Origin of the sequence: Myxococcus vastator, assembly GCF_010894475.1 — a bacterium.
GTDB lineage: Bacteria > Myxococcota > Myxococcia > Myxococcales > Myxococcaceae > Myxococcus > Myxococcus vastator.
Window position 1 is genome coordinate 1 of the sequence record NZ_JAAIYB010000030.1, and the last position, 14,301, is coordinate 14,301.

Here is a 14,301-nt window from a genome sequence, read left to right on the forward strand (position 1 = left end):
GCGCGGGGGCTTCAGCCCTCCTGGGGGCCGAACTCCTCGAGCGTGCGCTTCGCCGCCTCGACGAACGGGGCACCGACCATGGTTCCCTCGACCACGCAGATGTTGAAGTCGCGGGCCTGGCTCTCCGTGACGATCTTCCGCGCCTTGCGCAGCGTGTTCTCGTCCGGGGAGAAGGCCTGGTTGATGACCTCCACCTGTCGCGGGTGGACGGCGGCCTTGCCGCTGAAGCCCATGCTCCGGGCCAACTGGCACTCCCGGCGCAGTCCCTCCATGTCCGCCATGTCGAACAGCGGCGAGTCGACGACCTGCACGTTGGCGGCGCGCGCCGCGGTGACGAGCCGGGAGCGCGCGTAGTGCAAGGACTCCCAGGACAGGGACGCGCCGATGCTGAAGGAGAAGTCCGCCGAGCCGAACACGAGCGCCTTCAACCGCGGGGTCGCGCTGGCGATGGCGTGGACGTTCTCCACGCCGCGAGGCGTCTCCACCAGGGCGAGCAGGTCCACCTGCGCGCAGCTCGCGCCGAGCACCTGCTCGACGATCTCCAGGTCCCTGGGGGATTCGACCTTCGGCACCAGGACGACGTCGGGTTTGACGGCGTAGTTGCGCAGGGCGAGCACGTCACGGAGGCCCTCGGGCCGGGTGACGGTGTTGATGCGGATGGCCCGGCGGCTGGGGCCGCGTGGCGCGGTGAAGAACGCCTCCGCGTGCTGCCGCGCCGCGTCCTTGTGGCTGGCGGCCACGGAGTCCTCCAGGTCCACCAGGCTGATGTCCGCGCCGGCTTGCTGCCCCCGCGCGAAACGGTCCACCGCGAGCGCTGGAGTGAACAGGATGGAGCGGCAATACCGGGTGAACTTCATCACGCCTCCGGGGGTAGGGCCTGCACCGCGCGCACCCGTGACGGCGCCATCCGTGAAACACGGAGGGCTCGCTCGATGCGCGAAGAGTCAGTGATTGTCTGGGTACTCCTGTCGCTCCGCTCCGTCAAGGAAATGGGCAATCAATTGCGACAGGGTGCCCGGGAGGTCGTGCTATGTCTTGATATGTCTTTTGATATTTAGAGACGTATTTCTATGTCTCTACGCGTGCGCGTGTTGCCCTGGCCGCTCAGCGCCGCGGCTTGCCAGGTGCCTTGCCGTCGATGAACGCGGCCAGCCCATCGAGCACGCGCTCGAGGCCGAAGGCAAACGCGCCCTTGGGGTCGTGCGCCCCGTAGGTCTCTCCCGCGGCCTTCCCGACGCGAGACAGGACAGGGTAGGGCGTGAAGTCGACCGTCTCGAGGAAGGGCGCGACGCGGTACCACCACTCCTCGTCCGTCATGCCGGTCAGGTCCTTGACCCGCTTCTCCCGGGCCGCGTTGCGGACCGCGCCGTGGACGTAGTCGAGGACCAGGGTGAGGGTCCGGTCCATGTCGAGGTCCGTGAGCCCCAGGCCCTCAATCGCACTCAAGGCGATGTCGGCCGAGCGGAAGGTGTTCGGACCCAGCACGGTCCGGTGCGTCGCGAGCGGAATCACCCACGGGTGGGCCAGGTAGAAGTCGCGGTAGTCCGTCGCCACCCGCGTCAGGTTGGCGCGCCAGTCAGCGGGCTTGAAGACAGGCCGGTCCTTCAGGATTTCGCCGGACACGGCATCCATCATCAAGTCCAGCAGCTCCGCCTTGCCGGGGATGTGCGTGTAGAACGACATGGGGGAGATGCCCACCGCCTCCGCGACGCGGCGCGTGCTGACCGCCTCGAGCCCCTCGGCGTCCGCGATGGCGACGGCCACGGACACCAGCTCCGCGACGCTGGCCTTCGCCTTCGGGCCGCGCTTCGGCGCCTCCGTCCGCCCCCACAGCAACTGCAGTGACTTCAACGGGTCACCCCGTCCGGAAATCTCGTCGCTCATCCGTGCCTCGGGATAACTATTTACAGTGTACGGGGTTGTTGTGCTAAACCTCGTGTGCTGTACGAAGTTACAGGGCGACTGAAAAGTTGTCGAGCGATTTGCGGGCAGGGCGTCACTCCAAGGAGAAGCCAATCATGTACGGCTCCATCAAGATTCGCGGGGCGCGAGAGAACAACTTGAGGAATGTCTCGCTCGACATCCCCAAGCGGAAGATCACCGTCTTCACGGGCGTCTCGGGTTCGGGCAAGTCGTCCCTCGTGTTCGGCACCATCGCGGCGGAGAGTCAGCGGCTCATCAATGAGACGTATCCGGCCTTCGTGCAGCAGTTCATGCCGCACTACGGCCAGCCGGACGCGGAGAGCCTGGAGAACATCTCCGCCGCCATCATCGTGGACCAGCAGCGGCTGGGCGGGAACTCTCGCTCGACGGTCGCCACCGTCACGGACGCCGCGCAGATGCTCCGCGTGGTCTTCTCCCGCCTCGCCGAGCCGCACCTGGGCAGCCCGGGGCTCTATTCCTACAACGACCCCCGGGGGCTCTGCTCCGAGTGCGAGGGCATTGGCCAGGTCGCGTCCATGGACATGGACGCCGTCATCGACAAGTCCAAGTCCCTCAATGAGGGCGCCATCCTGCCCAGGGACTACGCGGTGGACAGTTGGTACTGGGCCATCTACGCGCGCTCCGGCTACTTCGACGTCGACAAGAAGCTGTCCAGGTACACGAAGGAGGAGCTGGAGAAGCTCCTCCACCTGGACGACGGCCGGAAGATCAAGGTCGACAAGATGAACCTCACCTACGAGGGCCTGGTCCCCAAGCTGCGCCGGACGCTGGGCTCCAAGGACCCTGAGACAGTCCAGCCGCACGTCCGCGCCGAATACGAGCGCATCTTCACCCGGGCCACCTGTCCCTCCTGCAAGGGTGGGCGGCTCAACCAGGCCGCGCTCGGCAGCCGCATCCAGGGGAAGAACATCGCGGAGTGCTCCGCGATGCAGGTGTCTGACCTGGCGGCGTTCGTCCGGAAGATTGCCGCGCCCTCCGTGGGGCCCATGCTGGAGGCCCTGGCCCACCGGCTCGACAACCTGGTGACCATTGGCCTGGGGTACCTCAGCCTCGACCGTGAGAGCTCGACGCTGTCAGGTGGAGAGAGCCAGCGGGTGAAGATGGTGCGGCACCTGGGCTCCAGTCTCACCGATGTGACGTACATCTTCGATGAGCCCAGCGTGGGGCTCCACCCGCACGACGTGGGCCGGCTCGCGGGCCTGATGCAGCAGCTCCGCGACAAGGGCAACACCGTGCTCATCGTCGAGCACAAGCCGGACATGATTGCCATTGCGGACCATGTGGTCGACATGGGGCCCAAGGCTGGGAGCAAGGGTGGACAGGTTGTCTTCGAGGGGACCTACGAGGGGCTGTTGACCTCGGGCACCCTCACGGGCAACCACATGAAGAAGCACCAGCCGCTGAAGACCACGCCTCGAAAGCCCACAGGGCAGCTTCAAATCAAGGGCGCCCGGCTCAACAACCTCCAGGACCTGTCCGTTTCGATTCCGCGGGGCGTGCTCACGGTGGTGACGGGCGTGGCGGGCTCGGGGAAGTCGTCGCTGATTCAGGGCTGTCTGCCCAAGGCGTACCCGGAGACCCTCATCATCGACCAGAACCTGGCCCGGGGCTCGCGCCGCTCCAACACCGCCACGTATACCGGCATCCTCGACAACGTCCGCAAGGCCTTCGCCAAGGCGAACAAGGTGGACGCCGCGCTGTTCTCCGCCAACTCGAAGGGGGCCTGCCCGGACTGCAGCGGATTGGGCGTCATCTACACGGACCTGGCGCACCTGGACCCGATGGTGACCGTCTGCGAGACGTGCGAGGGCAAGCGCTTCACCGAGGAGGTGCTGGCGCACCGGCTGCGCGGCAAGTCCATCAGCGACGTCTACGAGATGGCCATCAGTGACGCGGTGGCCTTCTTCACCGAGCCGGCGATCGCCAAGATTCTCCAGGGCCTGGATGACGTCGGGCTCGGCTACCTCACGCTGGGGCAGCCGCTGTCGACGCTGTCGGGCGGTGAGCGGCAGCGGCTGAAGCTCGCCGCCGAGCTGGGCCGCTCGGGGAATATCTACGTGCTCGACGAGCCCACCACGGGCCTGCACATGAACGACGTGGACACGTTGATTGGCTTGTTCGACCGGCTGGTGGAGGCCGGGTCGACCGTCATCGTCATCGAGCACAACCTCGACGTCGTCTCGCGCGCGGACTGGGTCATCGACCTGGGGCCCGGGGCCGGGCATGAGGGCGGCCGGGTCGTCTTCGAGGGGCTTCCTGGGAAGCTCGCCTCACACAAGGGTTCGTTGACCGGGCAGCACATGGCCCGTCGAGGCAAGGCGTAGCGGCGGGCCCGCCGGAGCGGCGCGAGACTTCTCGCGCCGCTCCAGTTGATGCGCGCGACTCAGTCCTTCACAGGCTCCAACTTCCAGGGAACGAGGTTGTAATAGTCGTCCTTGGGGTAGAGCCTGCCCTCGTCGCCGTAGAAGGCGAGCGACTTGTCCGTGCGGCGGTCGCCCTTCTCGGCGTGCCAGCGGCTGCGGATGTAGAACTCATCCATCTTGCCCGGCACGGGGATGAACTTCCACGGGACGAGGTCCGCCACGTTGTCCCGGTGGTAGAGCTTGAGCGCGTCGTCGTAGAAGGACAGGTGGTAGTCCAGCCGCCTATCGCCCAGGTCCGCGCGCCAGCGGCTGCGGATGTAGTACTCGTCTGCCTTTCCGGGCACGGGAATCAGCTTCCAGGGGACGAGGTCGTTCGTGTTGTCCTCCGGGTACAGCTTCACGTCCTCCCCGTAGAAGCCCAGGGACATGTTGACGCGCTTCTCGCCGGGGTCGGCACGCCAGCGGCTGCGGAAGTAGAACTCCTTGTTCGCGAGCGCGGAGACGTCGGGGCGGGTGAAGCCCTCGGTCCGGATGTGCTTGTCGACGGCCTGCATCATCCAGTTCTTCTTTGTCTGGATGTCCGAGTCCTTGGGGAAGTAGTCGGACGTGAAGAGCTCGTACAGCGGCTTCAAGTCGAGCTGGAGCGGCTTGGGGTCCTGCCGGATGCTCTTCACCCACTCATTGAAGTCCGTGCTGGGCGTGCCGCCCACCCACTGGACGCTGTCGATGGTCAGCCCGCTGGACTGCTTGAAGGCGGAGCTGGAGGACGTGGAGGTGCTGCTCCCCGTGTTGGCGGTGGCGCCCTTGAAGGTGGCCGACGCGGCGGTCGAGATGTCGACGCCGCGCTCCACGAGCTTGGAGTACTCCTGGGCGGAGATGTGGATGCGCTGGTACATCCTCCCGCCGAAGGTGACCTCCCGGGCGTAGTGCGTCCCGAACGTCTTGATGAACGCGGCGCAGGCGGCTTCCGACGTGAGCTTCGCCACCTCGCCGGTGAACCGGCTGCTCAGTGGCAACTTGCTGGTGAAGTCGTCGTTGAGCTGAAGCGAGCAGTCCTCGAAGAAGCTCTGGACGAAGGTCTCAATGGTTTCGTTCGAGCCACTCGTCTTCTCGAGCTGGCGGTAGGTGAGGCTGGCGCTGAACGACACCAGCAGCGGGATGTCCAGGCCCGCGCTGACGGTGTGCTCGAAGGACTGCGAGAAGTCGAAGGAGGAGAACCAGGTCTGCGTGCGGGAGGTCCGCTCGCCCCGGGACTCCGGGAGGTAGCGTGTCCCTTCGGGGATGTAGAGGCTCTTGTCCGGGGTGAGCTGGGTGCAGGACTCCGGGGCAATCTGGATGATGCTCTCCGTGGTGGCGCCTCCGCCGTCCCGGATGCGCTGGCTCAGGTCCAGCGGGTTGATTCGGATGATGTCGTAGCACCTGCCAAGGAAGTCGACGTTCTTGTAGGGAACCGTTCCCTCGAACTTGTTGAAGTCGATCTGCATTGGTTCGGCCATGCGCGGAACTCCCTGGGTGAGGTGGGGGTGGGCATTCCTGGAGGTGGTGCCGGGCGCGACGGAACCACGGGCCGAGGTGAAATGGGTGTGAATGTCTGGGTGCCTGTGTTGTTGAGCAGGGATTGTCCTGGAGCAGAAAGTGCCCTCGCCTCAAAGGGGGGCTGCCGCTGGGCCCGCTAACGCGCGGCGGAGGTGGGCGCGGCGCTGAAGGTGTGGGGGGCGAAGAGGGCCGCCTTCTCCTTGTTCCGCACCCAGGGCGTCTCGCCGTCCAGCAGCATGACAGTCTCTTTCAGCGCGCCGCGCTCGTAGGCATACGTCTGTGTAATGCGATAGCGGTCGAAGGGCGCGAAGCGGCTGAGGTCTGGACGCATCACCAGGACGGCGCGCCGGAACTCAACGTCGGTGTGGCCCGTGCCTTCGCCCAGGGACGAGCGGATGGTGCTGGCGACGCGGCCGTCTTCTCCCGGAGCGGTGTATTCCAGCCGGAAGAACATCGTCTGCTCGCGAGGGCCCGCGCTGCCGTCGTAGTCCGGGTGGCGGCGGCGAAGGCTCTTCACCGACTCCCAGTGGTGGGCATAGCGGCGTTGCTCGACGGTGAAGTCGTAGTCGAACTCCGGAACCCGCTTCCACGCTCCGTCTTCCAGGCGCTCCGCTTCGCCCCTGCCGACCCAGACGAGGGTGAGCACGGGCGCAGGTCCCGGCGTGGCCTCCATGGGTAATGCGCTGGTGCGCGCGGTGCCGCAGCCCGCGACCAGCAGGCAGCACAGCCACAGCCACTTCAGTCCTGGAGGCGTCATCGTCTTCTCGTGGGAGCAAGGCGCCGGATGCGCCCGTGAGCGGAAGGCTCGCTGGGCACAGTGCTCGTGAGCTGCCCGGACAACAATCCAGCACGCGTCAGAAACACTGTTGTAGAAACGCAACAATGGACCTGAACCACCTCGCCATCTTCCAGGCCGTCGCGGAGACGCAGAGCTTCACGAAGGCGGCTGTGCGCTTGGGGCTCGACAAGTCGAAGGTCAGCCGCGCGCTGCGGGCGCTGGAGGCCAGCTTCGGCGCGACGTTGCTTTCACGGACGACGCGAATGGTGCGGCTGACGGCGGAGGGGCAGTCCTTGTTGAGCCAGGTGGCGCCGCTGCTCTCGGGGCTCAGGGACGTGGTGGCACGGTCGCCACAGGGTCCCAGCGGAGAAGTCACCCTCACCGCGCCGCCGGACGTGGGGCGCGCGCTGCTGGCGCCCGTCCTGGCGGGGTTCCGGCTTCGCTTCCCGTCGGTGCGGGTGCGCGTGGTGCTGACGTACGACGTGGTGGACCTGCTGGGGGAGGGCATGGACCTGGCCCTGCGGGTGGGCAGGCCCGGCTCGGGGACCTTCGTCGCGCGAAAGTTGATGGACCTGGAGGCGGGTTTCTTCGCGTCGCCTCGCTATCTGGAGCGCAGGGGGCAGCCTGCGTCACCGACGGAGCTCGCGCGCCATGAGGGCCTGTGGCCCGCTCCTCCCAGGGGCAAGCGCCCGTTCTGGACGGGGTCGGGGCAGCCGCCTCGCGCCGCCTCCCTGGCGTGTTCCGATTTTGGCTTCCTGCTGGATGTGGCGCGGGCGGGAGGTGGCGTGGCCTTGCTGCCCACCTTTCTCGCGGCGCGGGACGTGGCCGTGGGGGCGCTGGTGCGCGTCCTGCCGGAGGTGGCCCTCCGCGACGCGCCGCTCTTCCTCGTCTCACGGCCCGGCAAGCCCGTCCCGCCGCGTGTCCAGGCGCTCAAGGCGTATTTGATGGAGACGCTTGGACGGGCGTGAGTCATCAGCAAGGGCTTGCGGAGGACCTGGACGTCCTGGCGGCGCGGGGGGGCCAGCGGATGACTGGCGCTACATCGGCTCCAGCCGGAATTGCTGGCAGTCGTTGTTCGCCCAGATCCATTGTTGGATGCGTGCGCCGTCACCAGCGGTCCAGCAGTCCGCCACGTCGAGCACCTTGCCGCTGTGACGCGCCTCCAGTCGTTGCCAGCCGCTGCCCGTGGAGACAGGCCGGAACTGCTGGTTGGCGCCACCGGCCCACGACCACTGCTGCGCGAGGGCGCCATCCGCGGTGCTTGCGCCCGTCACGTCGAGCATCTTGCCGCTGTAGCGAGACACGAAGCGCACGTAGCCATTGTCGGTGGGCTCCATCGTCCACTGCTGGCTGGCGCCGGCGTGGCAGGCCCACTGGTGGATGGCGGTGCCGTCCGCCGCGGCGGGCCCGGCGATGTCCACGCACTTCCCGGTGTGCTTGTTCACCATCCGGTACGCGGTCGCGGAGCTGCCGCCCCACTTGAACGACGCGACCGAGCGCGCGGGCAGGGTGTACGTGAAGGACTGGCCGCCCCACCGCACCTTGAAGGTCCGCGAGGCACCGTCATTGGAGTTGAGCGCAATCAATGCCAGCGAGCCGTCCGGGTTGCGGAAGGCCACCGTTTCGAGCTCGTTGTTGCCCAGCGTCGTGGCGCCAATGCGCACCGCGCCGCCACGCACCACCTTGGCCAGGTGCCCCCAGGCATAGAACTCCTCGTTGCGCGTATAGGTGCCCGCGCCGTTGTTCACGGTGAGCATGCCCCGGCAGTCCGGGCAGCCACCCACGCGAGGACCATGGCTCGGGTCCAACGCGAGGTTCCAGTACAGCGAGCTGCGCGCGTGGTGGCGCAAAGGCCCGAAGAGGTTGTTCTGGAGCGCCCACTCCAGGTTCCCCGCGGCGTTCGTCGACCAGGCGCCGCCAGTGCACTCCGTGAAGTGGACCTCTTTGTTGGGATAGGCGTTCTGGAAGGTGCTCTGGACGCTGTAGCCGCCGTCGGGGCTCTCGTAGCAGTGGTAGGCGACGCCCGCGACGGCGGACTGGGCCTGGCCGTTGTTGAAGCTCATGACTTCGAGCGGATAGCCAGCGGGACCACCGTGGTCGTACCAGTTGTGGTCCCACGCGATGATCTTCACCGCGCCGAAGCCCGCCGAGTTCATCGCCGGGCGCAGGTGGTGGGCCGCGAAGTTGGACTGGTCGTTCGACTCCATCTGCATCGTCGCGTAGCTGGGATTCGCGTTGTGCGGCTCGTTCTGGATGCTCACCGCGTGGATGGGCACGCCCGCCGTGTTGTACGCCTGCAGGAACCGCACGAAGTAGCTGGCGTACAGGCCGTAGGCGTCGTTGCGGAGATAGCCACCACCCAGCAGCGAGTTGTTGAACTTCATCCAGGCCGGAGCGCTCCACGGCACCGCGATGATTTTCAGCTCCGGGTTGAGCTGCCGCGCCTGCTGGAGGAGGGGGATGATGTACGGCGTGTCGTGCGCGACGGAGAAGTCATTCAAGTCACAGCAGGTGTCGTCGTAACTGTAGTGATTGCGCGCGAAGTCCGATGAGCCCATCGGCAGGCGCAGCATGCTCTGCCCCGTGCCAGCGCTCACGCTGAACAAGTCATTCATGATGGCGTTGCGATGGGGCGAGTTGAAGATGAGCCACGCCGACGCATCCGTGAGCGCGCCACCAAACCCGTCGATGCGCTGGTAGGTGAGCGCCGGGTTGACGTCGATGGCCGTCACCGCCCCGGTGTCGGGGCCGAAGCGCTGGTTCGGCTCGGCGTTGAGTCGCTTCACCAGCGCGCTCCCCGACGTCGTCGTCAACCAGACCTGGACGGACTCGTCGGCGGCCAGGGCAGGGGCGGCGCAGAGCGCGGTACACAGCAAGGCTTTGAAACGCATGAGGCACTCCAGGAATCGTGGAAACGGCCTGCTCTTAATTGCAGGTTATTCCTGGAGTGCAAGTCTTGCGGGGGTGAAGGGCTACCGGCGGCGGCGCTGCTGCATCGCCCGGCGAGCCGCGGCCCGGGCCTCGCCGCGCGCCGCGACTTCCTTGAGCGCCTCTTCCTCGCCGCTGTCGCCCGACAGGAAGCCGGAGAGGGTGCGGATGGTGGGGTAGCGGAAGAGGTCCACCAGCGTGAGGGGCTTCTCCACCTGGGCCTTGAGCTTCTCCAGCACCTGCACCATCAGCAGCGAGTGGCCGCCCAGGTCGACGAACTTGTCCTCCACGCCGACCTTGTCGAGTTTGAGCACGTCCTGCCAGATGCTGGCGATGAGCGCCTCCGTCTCGCCTTCCGGCCGGACCAGCTCCCCGCGCGCCTGCGCCTGCTCCGGGGGCGGCAGGGCCTTGCGGTCCACCTTCTTGTTCGGCGTCTGCGGGAAGGTGCTCAGCGTCACGAAGGCCTGCGGCACCATGTACTCGGGCAGGCGCGTGCGCAGGAACTCGCGCAGCGCGTCCGCCGCGGGCGGCTCACCCGGCTTCGCGATGAGGTAGGCCACCAGCCGCTTGTCGCCAGGGAGGTCCTCGCGGACGATGACGACGGTCTCCCGCACCGCCGGGTGTTCGCCCAGCCGGGACTCGATTTCACCCAGCTCGATGCGGAAGCCGCGCACCTTCACCTGGTGGTCCAGGCGGCCGATGAACTCCACCAGGCCGTCCTGCCGCCACCGCGCGGCATCTCCGGTGCGGTACATCCGTGCGCCCGGCTGCGAGGAGAACGGGTCCGGCACGAAGCGCTCGCGGTCCAGCTCCGGACGGTGGTGGTAGCCGCGCACCACGCCCGCGCCGCCGATGTACAGCTCCCCCGCCGCGCCAATGGGCAGCGGACGCTGCTGCGCGTCCAGGATGTAGAGCTGCGTGTTCGCGATGGGCGTGCCGATGGGGACGCCTTCTCCCACGTTCTTCACCGGGTGGGTGGAGGACCAGATGGTCGTCTCGGTGGGGCCGTACATGTTGATGACGTCACCGGCCACCGTCTCGGAGAGCTGGCGCGCCAGCGGGACGGGGAAGGCCTCGCCGCCCACCATCATCTTCTTCAGCCGCTTGAGGCCCTCGCGCGAGCGCTCCTCGGCCAGCAGCATGCTGGCCTGGGACGGCGTGCACTGGAGGTGCGTCACGGCGTGGCGCTCCAGCAGCGCGGGGATGGAGCCGTCGAGCTCCGGCTCGGCGCCCGGCTGGCTCACGCCCGCGTTGGCGCGCTGGCGCACCTCGGCGAGCAGCGGCAGGTGCTTCATCACCAGCTCCGTGGGCACACCGAAGTCCACGAGGCAGGCAATCTCATCCACGTCCAGGCCCTTGAGCCGGTCCACCGTCGCGACGCACGCATCCACGCCGCCGAACAGGCCCGACGACTGGAAGTACCGCTCGAAGGAGAAGTCGAGCAGCGCGTCCAGCTCCTCGGCGGACAGGTGGTCGGTGCCGAAGTTGCCGTTGGCCAGCGTCGTCTGCGCCTTGAAGGCGGGGAAGCTCCAGGCCGCCTCCTTGATGAGGCCCACTGACGACTTGAGGTACGACTTCATCGGCTCGCGGACGACCTCCTTCACGGAGGCCTCGGAGTCGCCGACGAAGGTGTGCAGCATCAGCGACACGGTGCCCTTGCCGGGGTGGCCGGCCTTGGCCCACGTCTCCCGGTAGAGGGCAATCTTCTGCGCCACCTCTTCCACCGACTGGCCCAGCAGGTGGGTGAGGACGTGGCAGCCCGCGCGCGCCGCTTCCTCGAACGTCTCCGGGTTGCCCGCGGTGGTGACCCAGATGGGCAGCTCCTTCTGCACCGGGCGGGGCAGGGTGCGCAGCTTCACGGTGTGGCCCGTGCCGCTCTTCGTCTCCAGCGCCTCGCCGCGCCACAGCCGGCGCACGTCTTCAATCTGCTGGAACATGATGCGCTTGCGGTCCGGGAAGGACTCTGGCCGCAGCGCGAAGTCGTTGGGCTGCCAGCCCGCGGCGAAGGAGATGCCCACGCGGCCGTGGGAGATGTTGTCCACCACGGACCAGTCCTCGGCGATGCGCAGCGTGGGGTGCAGCGGCGACACGAGGCTGCCGGCGCGAAGCTGCACGTTGCGCGTCACCGCCGCCAGCGCGGCGGACGTCACGGCCGGGTTGGGGAAGAGCCCGCCGAACGCGTGGAAGTGGCGCTCCGGCGTCCACACGGCGCAGAAGCCGTTCGTATCCGCGAAGCGCGCGCTCTCCATGAGCAGGTCGTAGCGGCCCTCGGGGCGCTCGCCTTCGTCGCTGGAGAAGTAGAAGAGGCTGAACGCCATGGCGCGCGAGGCGTGCTTGCCGGCCTGCGCCGCGTCGTGTCGCTCCGCGTGCAGCACCACCGTGAAGCCGCGCGTGAGCGTCCAGAGCAGCTCCAGCACGGAGATGTCGAAGTTGAGGCTCGTCACCGCCAGCCAGGTGCCGCGCTCCGTGCCCAGGCGCTCGTCCATGCCGACGCCGAAGTTCACGACGTTGCGGTGCTCAATCATCACCCCCTTGGGCTTGCCCGTGCTGCCGGAGGTGTAGATGACGTAGGCCAGGCTGTCCGGCGTGGCCGGCGGCGTCTGGGCCTCCGGCGCGGCGGCGATGCGCTCCCACTGCTGGTCCACCGCGAGCACGGCCTTCGCCGCGGACGGCACGCGCGACAGCAGCCGCTCCTGGGTGAGCACCAGGTGGCAGCCCGCGTCCTCCACCATGAAGGCGATGCGCTCGGCGGGATAGGCCGGGTCCAACGGCACGTAGCAGCCGCCCGCTTTGTGCGTGGCCAGCACGCCCACCATCATCTCCAGCGAGCGCTCCATGAAGATGCCCACGCGCACGTCGCGGCCCACGCCCGCGCCGCGCAGGTGCCGCGCGAGCACCTCGGCGCGCGTGTCCAGCTCGCGGTACGTCAGCGAGGCGCCCCGGCAGATGAGGGCGGTGTCGTCCGGCGTGCGCAGCGCCTGGGCTTGGAAGAGCGAGGCCAGGGTGGCGTCGCGGGGGAAGTCCCGCCGCGTGTCGTTCCAGCGAGCCAGCAGCTGGCGCTCCTCCGCGCCCAGCAGGTCATGCTCGCCCACCGCCTTGCCCGGCGCGTCCCGGAGCGAGGCGAGGAACGCGGTGAGCTGCCGCGCCACGTCGTCCACGCGGGCCTGGTCCACGCGCGTGGCATCGAAGTGCAGGTGGGCGTGGCGGCCCTGGGCGTCCACGTCGATGACGAGCGCCGCGCCCCCCACGGTGGGGTTCGTCGCGCCGAGGCGCAGCGCGACGGGATACGCCACTTCACCCGCGTGCCGCTGGAGGTTGGAGAGCTGGGCGGAGCGGCCCAGTGCGTCCCGGGCGAGCACGCCCTTGTCGCGCAGCTGCGCCAGCGCCTTGCGGAAGGCGCCCGCGGCCTGCTCCGGCGCGTCCTTCATCGGCAGCTCGATGCGCAGCGGGAGCTGCGAGGCGAAGAAGCCCTCCACGCCTTCGATGCGGGCGCGCGTGGACGCATCCGCGTAGCCGACGTCGAAGCGGGGCTCGGGAGACAGGCGCGCCAGGAAGGCCACTGCGGTGAAGAGCAGCCGCTCGTCGGGAGGCAGGTCGGTGGCCCAGTCCGGGGCAAGGTCGCTGGCCTCGAACTTCAGCGTGTGCGTCCCCACGTCCTTGGAGCTGCCGCCCAGGAAGGACAGGTCCGGTGGCGCGAGCGTCTCCAGGCGACGGAGGAAGAACGACTCCGCCTTGCCCGCCTGCGTGCCCACCTCGGTCAACCGGGCGCGCAGCTCTGGCGAGGCCGCGGGGAGGAGGTCACCCCTGGCGAGCATGCGCGCGCCGAGCACATCGGCCCACGACAGCGGCGCGCCGCACAGGCCCTTGGGGCCCTTCAGCGTGAGGTCTCCTCCTTGGAGCGCCACCGTCAGCGCGTCACCCTCGATGTCGAGCACCGTGCCCGGGGCGGCCTCGGAGGCTGGCTCGGCGCGGCGGGCCTCGGAGAGGGCGACAGGGCCATTGCCCAGCCACACCTTCGCGAAGGACAGCGGGTTGGGGTAGCCGCCGTAGTCGAGCGCCGACACCAGCGCGTGCGCCACGTCCACGTCGCCGTGCAGGTCGAGGACGCCCGCGGCCTCCGGACGCTGCGCGAGGCCGAAGTAGCTGCGCTGCGCGAAGTCCTGCGCCTTCGCCTCGGACGTGCCCGCGACCAGCTCCTCCGCGAGCTCCGCGAAGGTCTCCATGCCCAGCGTGTAGCAGCGGGCGTTGAGGCTGAAGGCCGTCTCGCCGGGCGCGATGTCGAAGAGGCGCTGCTTGAGGATGCGGCCCTCGTCCGCGCCCTTCGTCATCTCGTGCCAGGTGACGCCGTGCTGGGGCTCGCGGTTCAGCAGCGCCCACGAGGTGACGTTGAGGCCGGCGTAGCGGGGCAGCGGGCCGTCATGGAAGTTGATGGCCATGCGCCGGGGCAGGCGCAGGACTTCGTCCTTCACCAGGCTCAGGTTGACGATGCTGAAGAGCCAGTCGAAGGGCGCCTGGGACAGGAAGGGCAGCACCTGCTCGCCGGGCGGCACGTGCGGCACGCCCTGCGCCTCCGCCCACTGCTGGAGCGCGGGCTCGCGCGTGACGAGCCCGAGAATCCGGACGCCGCGCTCGGTGAGCGCCTGCGCGCAGGGGACGACGAGGGTGCCCTCGCCGATGATGAAACAACTGGGCGACTCCGGAGCCGCGCTCATTCAGTACCTCCTGTGGTGCAGCAATTCGGGTGCCCCCGGT

The 14,301-nt window shown here is 68.3% G+C and carries 8 protein-coding genes; 2 read left to right on the plus strand and 6 right to left on the minus strand.

Annotated features, from left to right (window positions below):
- Nucleotides 1-11: 11 nt before the first annotated feature.
- On the minus strand, nt 12-857 hold the full coding sequence (locus G4D87_RS05040) for an HpcH/HpaI aldolase/citrate lyase family protein (RefSeq protein ID WP_163779498.1): 846 nt from the start codon (nt 855-857) through the stop codon (nt 12-14).
- Nucleotides 858-1,104: 247 nt separating this feature from the next.
- Nucleotides 1,105-1,884: a TetR/AcrR family transcriptional regulator gene (locus tag G4D87_RS05045; protein ID WP_163779500.1), complete on the minus strand. Its 780-nt coding sequence runs from the start codon at nt 1,882-1,884 to the stop codon at nt 1,105-1,107.
- A 134-nt stretch (nt 1,885-2,018) separates the two neighbouring features.
- On the opposite strand from G4D87_RS05045, the gene G4D87_RS05050 reads away from it, so the two are divergent.
- Complete coding sequence (locus G4D87_RS05050) at nt 2,019-4,268, plus strand: ATP-binding cassette domain-containing protein (protein WP_163779502.1); 2,250 nt, start codon at nt 2,019-2,021, stop codon at nt 4,266-4,268.
- Nucleotides 4,269-4,327: 59 nt separating this feature from the next.
- On the opposite strand, the gene G4D87_RS05055 is transcribed toward G4D87_RS05050, so the two are convergent.
- Both G4D87_RS05055 and G4D87_RS05060 read right to left on the minus strand, forming a co-directional pair.
- On the minus strand, nt 4,328-5,803 hold the full coding sequence (locus tag G4D87_RS05055; protein ID WP_240358021.1) for an MAC/perforin domain-containing protein: 1,476 nt from the start codon (nt 5,801-5,803) through the stop codon (nt 4,328-4,330).
- 176 nt (nt 5,804-5,979) lie between these two features.
- Nucleotides 5,980-6,600, minus strand: coding sequence for a hypothetical protein (locus tag G4D87_RS05060; RefSeq protein WP_163779505.1), 621 nt, complete (start codon nt 6,598-6,600; stop codon nt 5,980-5,982).
- Nucleotides 6,601-6,725: 125 nt separating this feature from the next.
- On the opposite strand from G4D87_RS05060, the gene G4D87_RS05065 reads away from it, so the two are divergent.
- Nucleotides 6,726-7,589, plus strand: coding sequence for a LysR family transcriptional regulator (locus tag G4D87_RS05065; RefSeq protein ID WP_163779507.1), 864 nt, complete (start codon nt 6,726-6,728; stop codon nt 7,587-7,589).
- A 69-nt stretch (nt 7,590-7,658) separates the two neighbouring features.
- On the opposite strand, the gene G4D87_RS05070 is transcribed toward G4D87_RS05065, so the two are convergent.
- Nucleotides 7,659-9,512, minus strand: coding sequence for an RICIN domain-containing protein (locus tag G4D87_RS05070; protein WP_163779509.1), 1,854 nt, complete (start codon nt 9,510-9,512; stop codon nt 7,659-7,661).
- Between the two features lie 81 nt (nt 9,513-9,593).
- Nucleotides 9,594-14,261: a MupA/Atu3671 family FMN-dependent luciferase-like monooxygenase gene (locus G4D87_RS05075; protein ID WP_163779511.1), complete on the minus strand. Its 4,668-nt coding sequence runs from the start codon at nt 14,259-14,261 to the stop codon at nt 9,594-9,596.
- Nucleotides 14,262-14,301: the final 40 nt, after the last annotated feature.

What these genes read in the sequence shown, in the direction of transcription:
- G4D87_RS05045 (WP_163779500.1), bottom strand. Translation starts at nt 1,884, where the DNA reads ATGAGCGACGAGATTTCCGGACGGGGTGACCCGTTGAAGTCACTGCAG.
- G4D87_RS05040 (WP_163779498.1), bottom strand. Translation starts at nt 857, where the DNA reads ATGAAGTTCACCCGGTATTGCCGCTCCATCCTGTTCACTCCAGCGCTC.
- G4D87_RS05050 (WP_163779502.1), top strand. Translation starts at nt 2,019, where the DNA reads ATGTACGGCTCCATCAAGATTCGCGGGGCGCGAGAGAACAACTTGAGG.
- G4D87_RS05075 (WP_163779511.1), bottom strand. Translation starts at nt 14,261, where the DNA reads ATGAGCGCGGCTCCGGAGTCGCCCAGTTGTTTCATCATCGGCGAGGGC.
- G4D87_RS05070 (WP_163779509.1), bottom strand. Translation starts at nt 9,512, where the DNA reads ATGCGTTTCAAAGCCTTGCTGTGTACCGCGCTCTGCGCCGCCCCTGCC.
- G4D87_RS05055 (WP_240358021.1), bottom strand. Translation starts at nt 5,803, where the DNA reads ATGGCCGAACCAATGCAGATCGACTTCAACAAGTTCGAGGGAACGGTT.
- G4D87_RS05065 (WP_163779507.1), top strand. Translation starts at nt 6,726, where the DNA reads ATGGACCTGAACCACCTCGCCATCTTCCAGGCCGTCGCGGAGACGCAG.
- G4D87_RS05060 (WP_163779505.1), bottom strand. Translation starts at nt 6,600, where the DNA reads ATGACGCCTCCAGGACTGAAGTGGCTGTGGCTGTGCTGCCTGCTGGTC.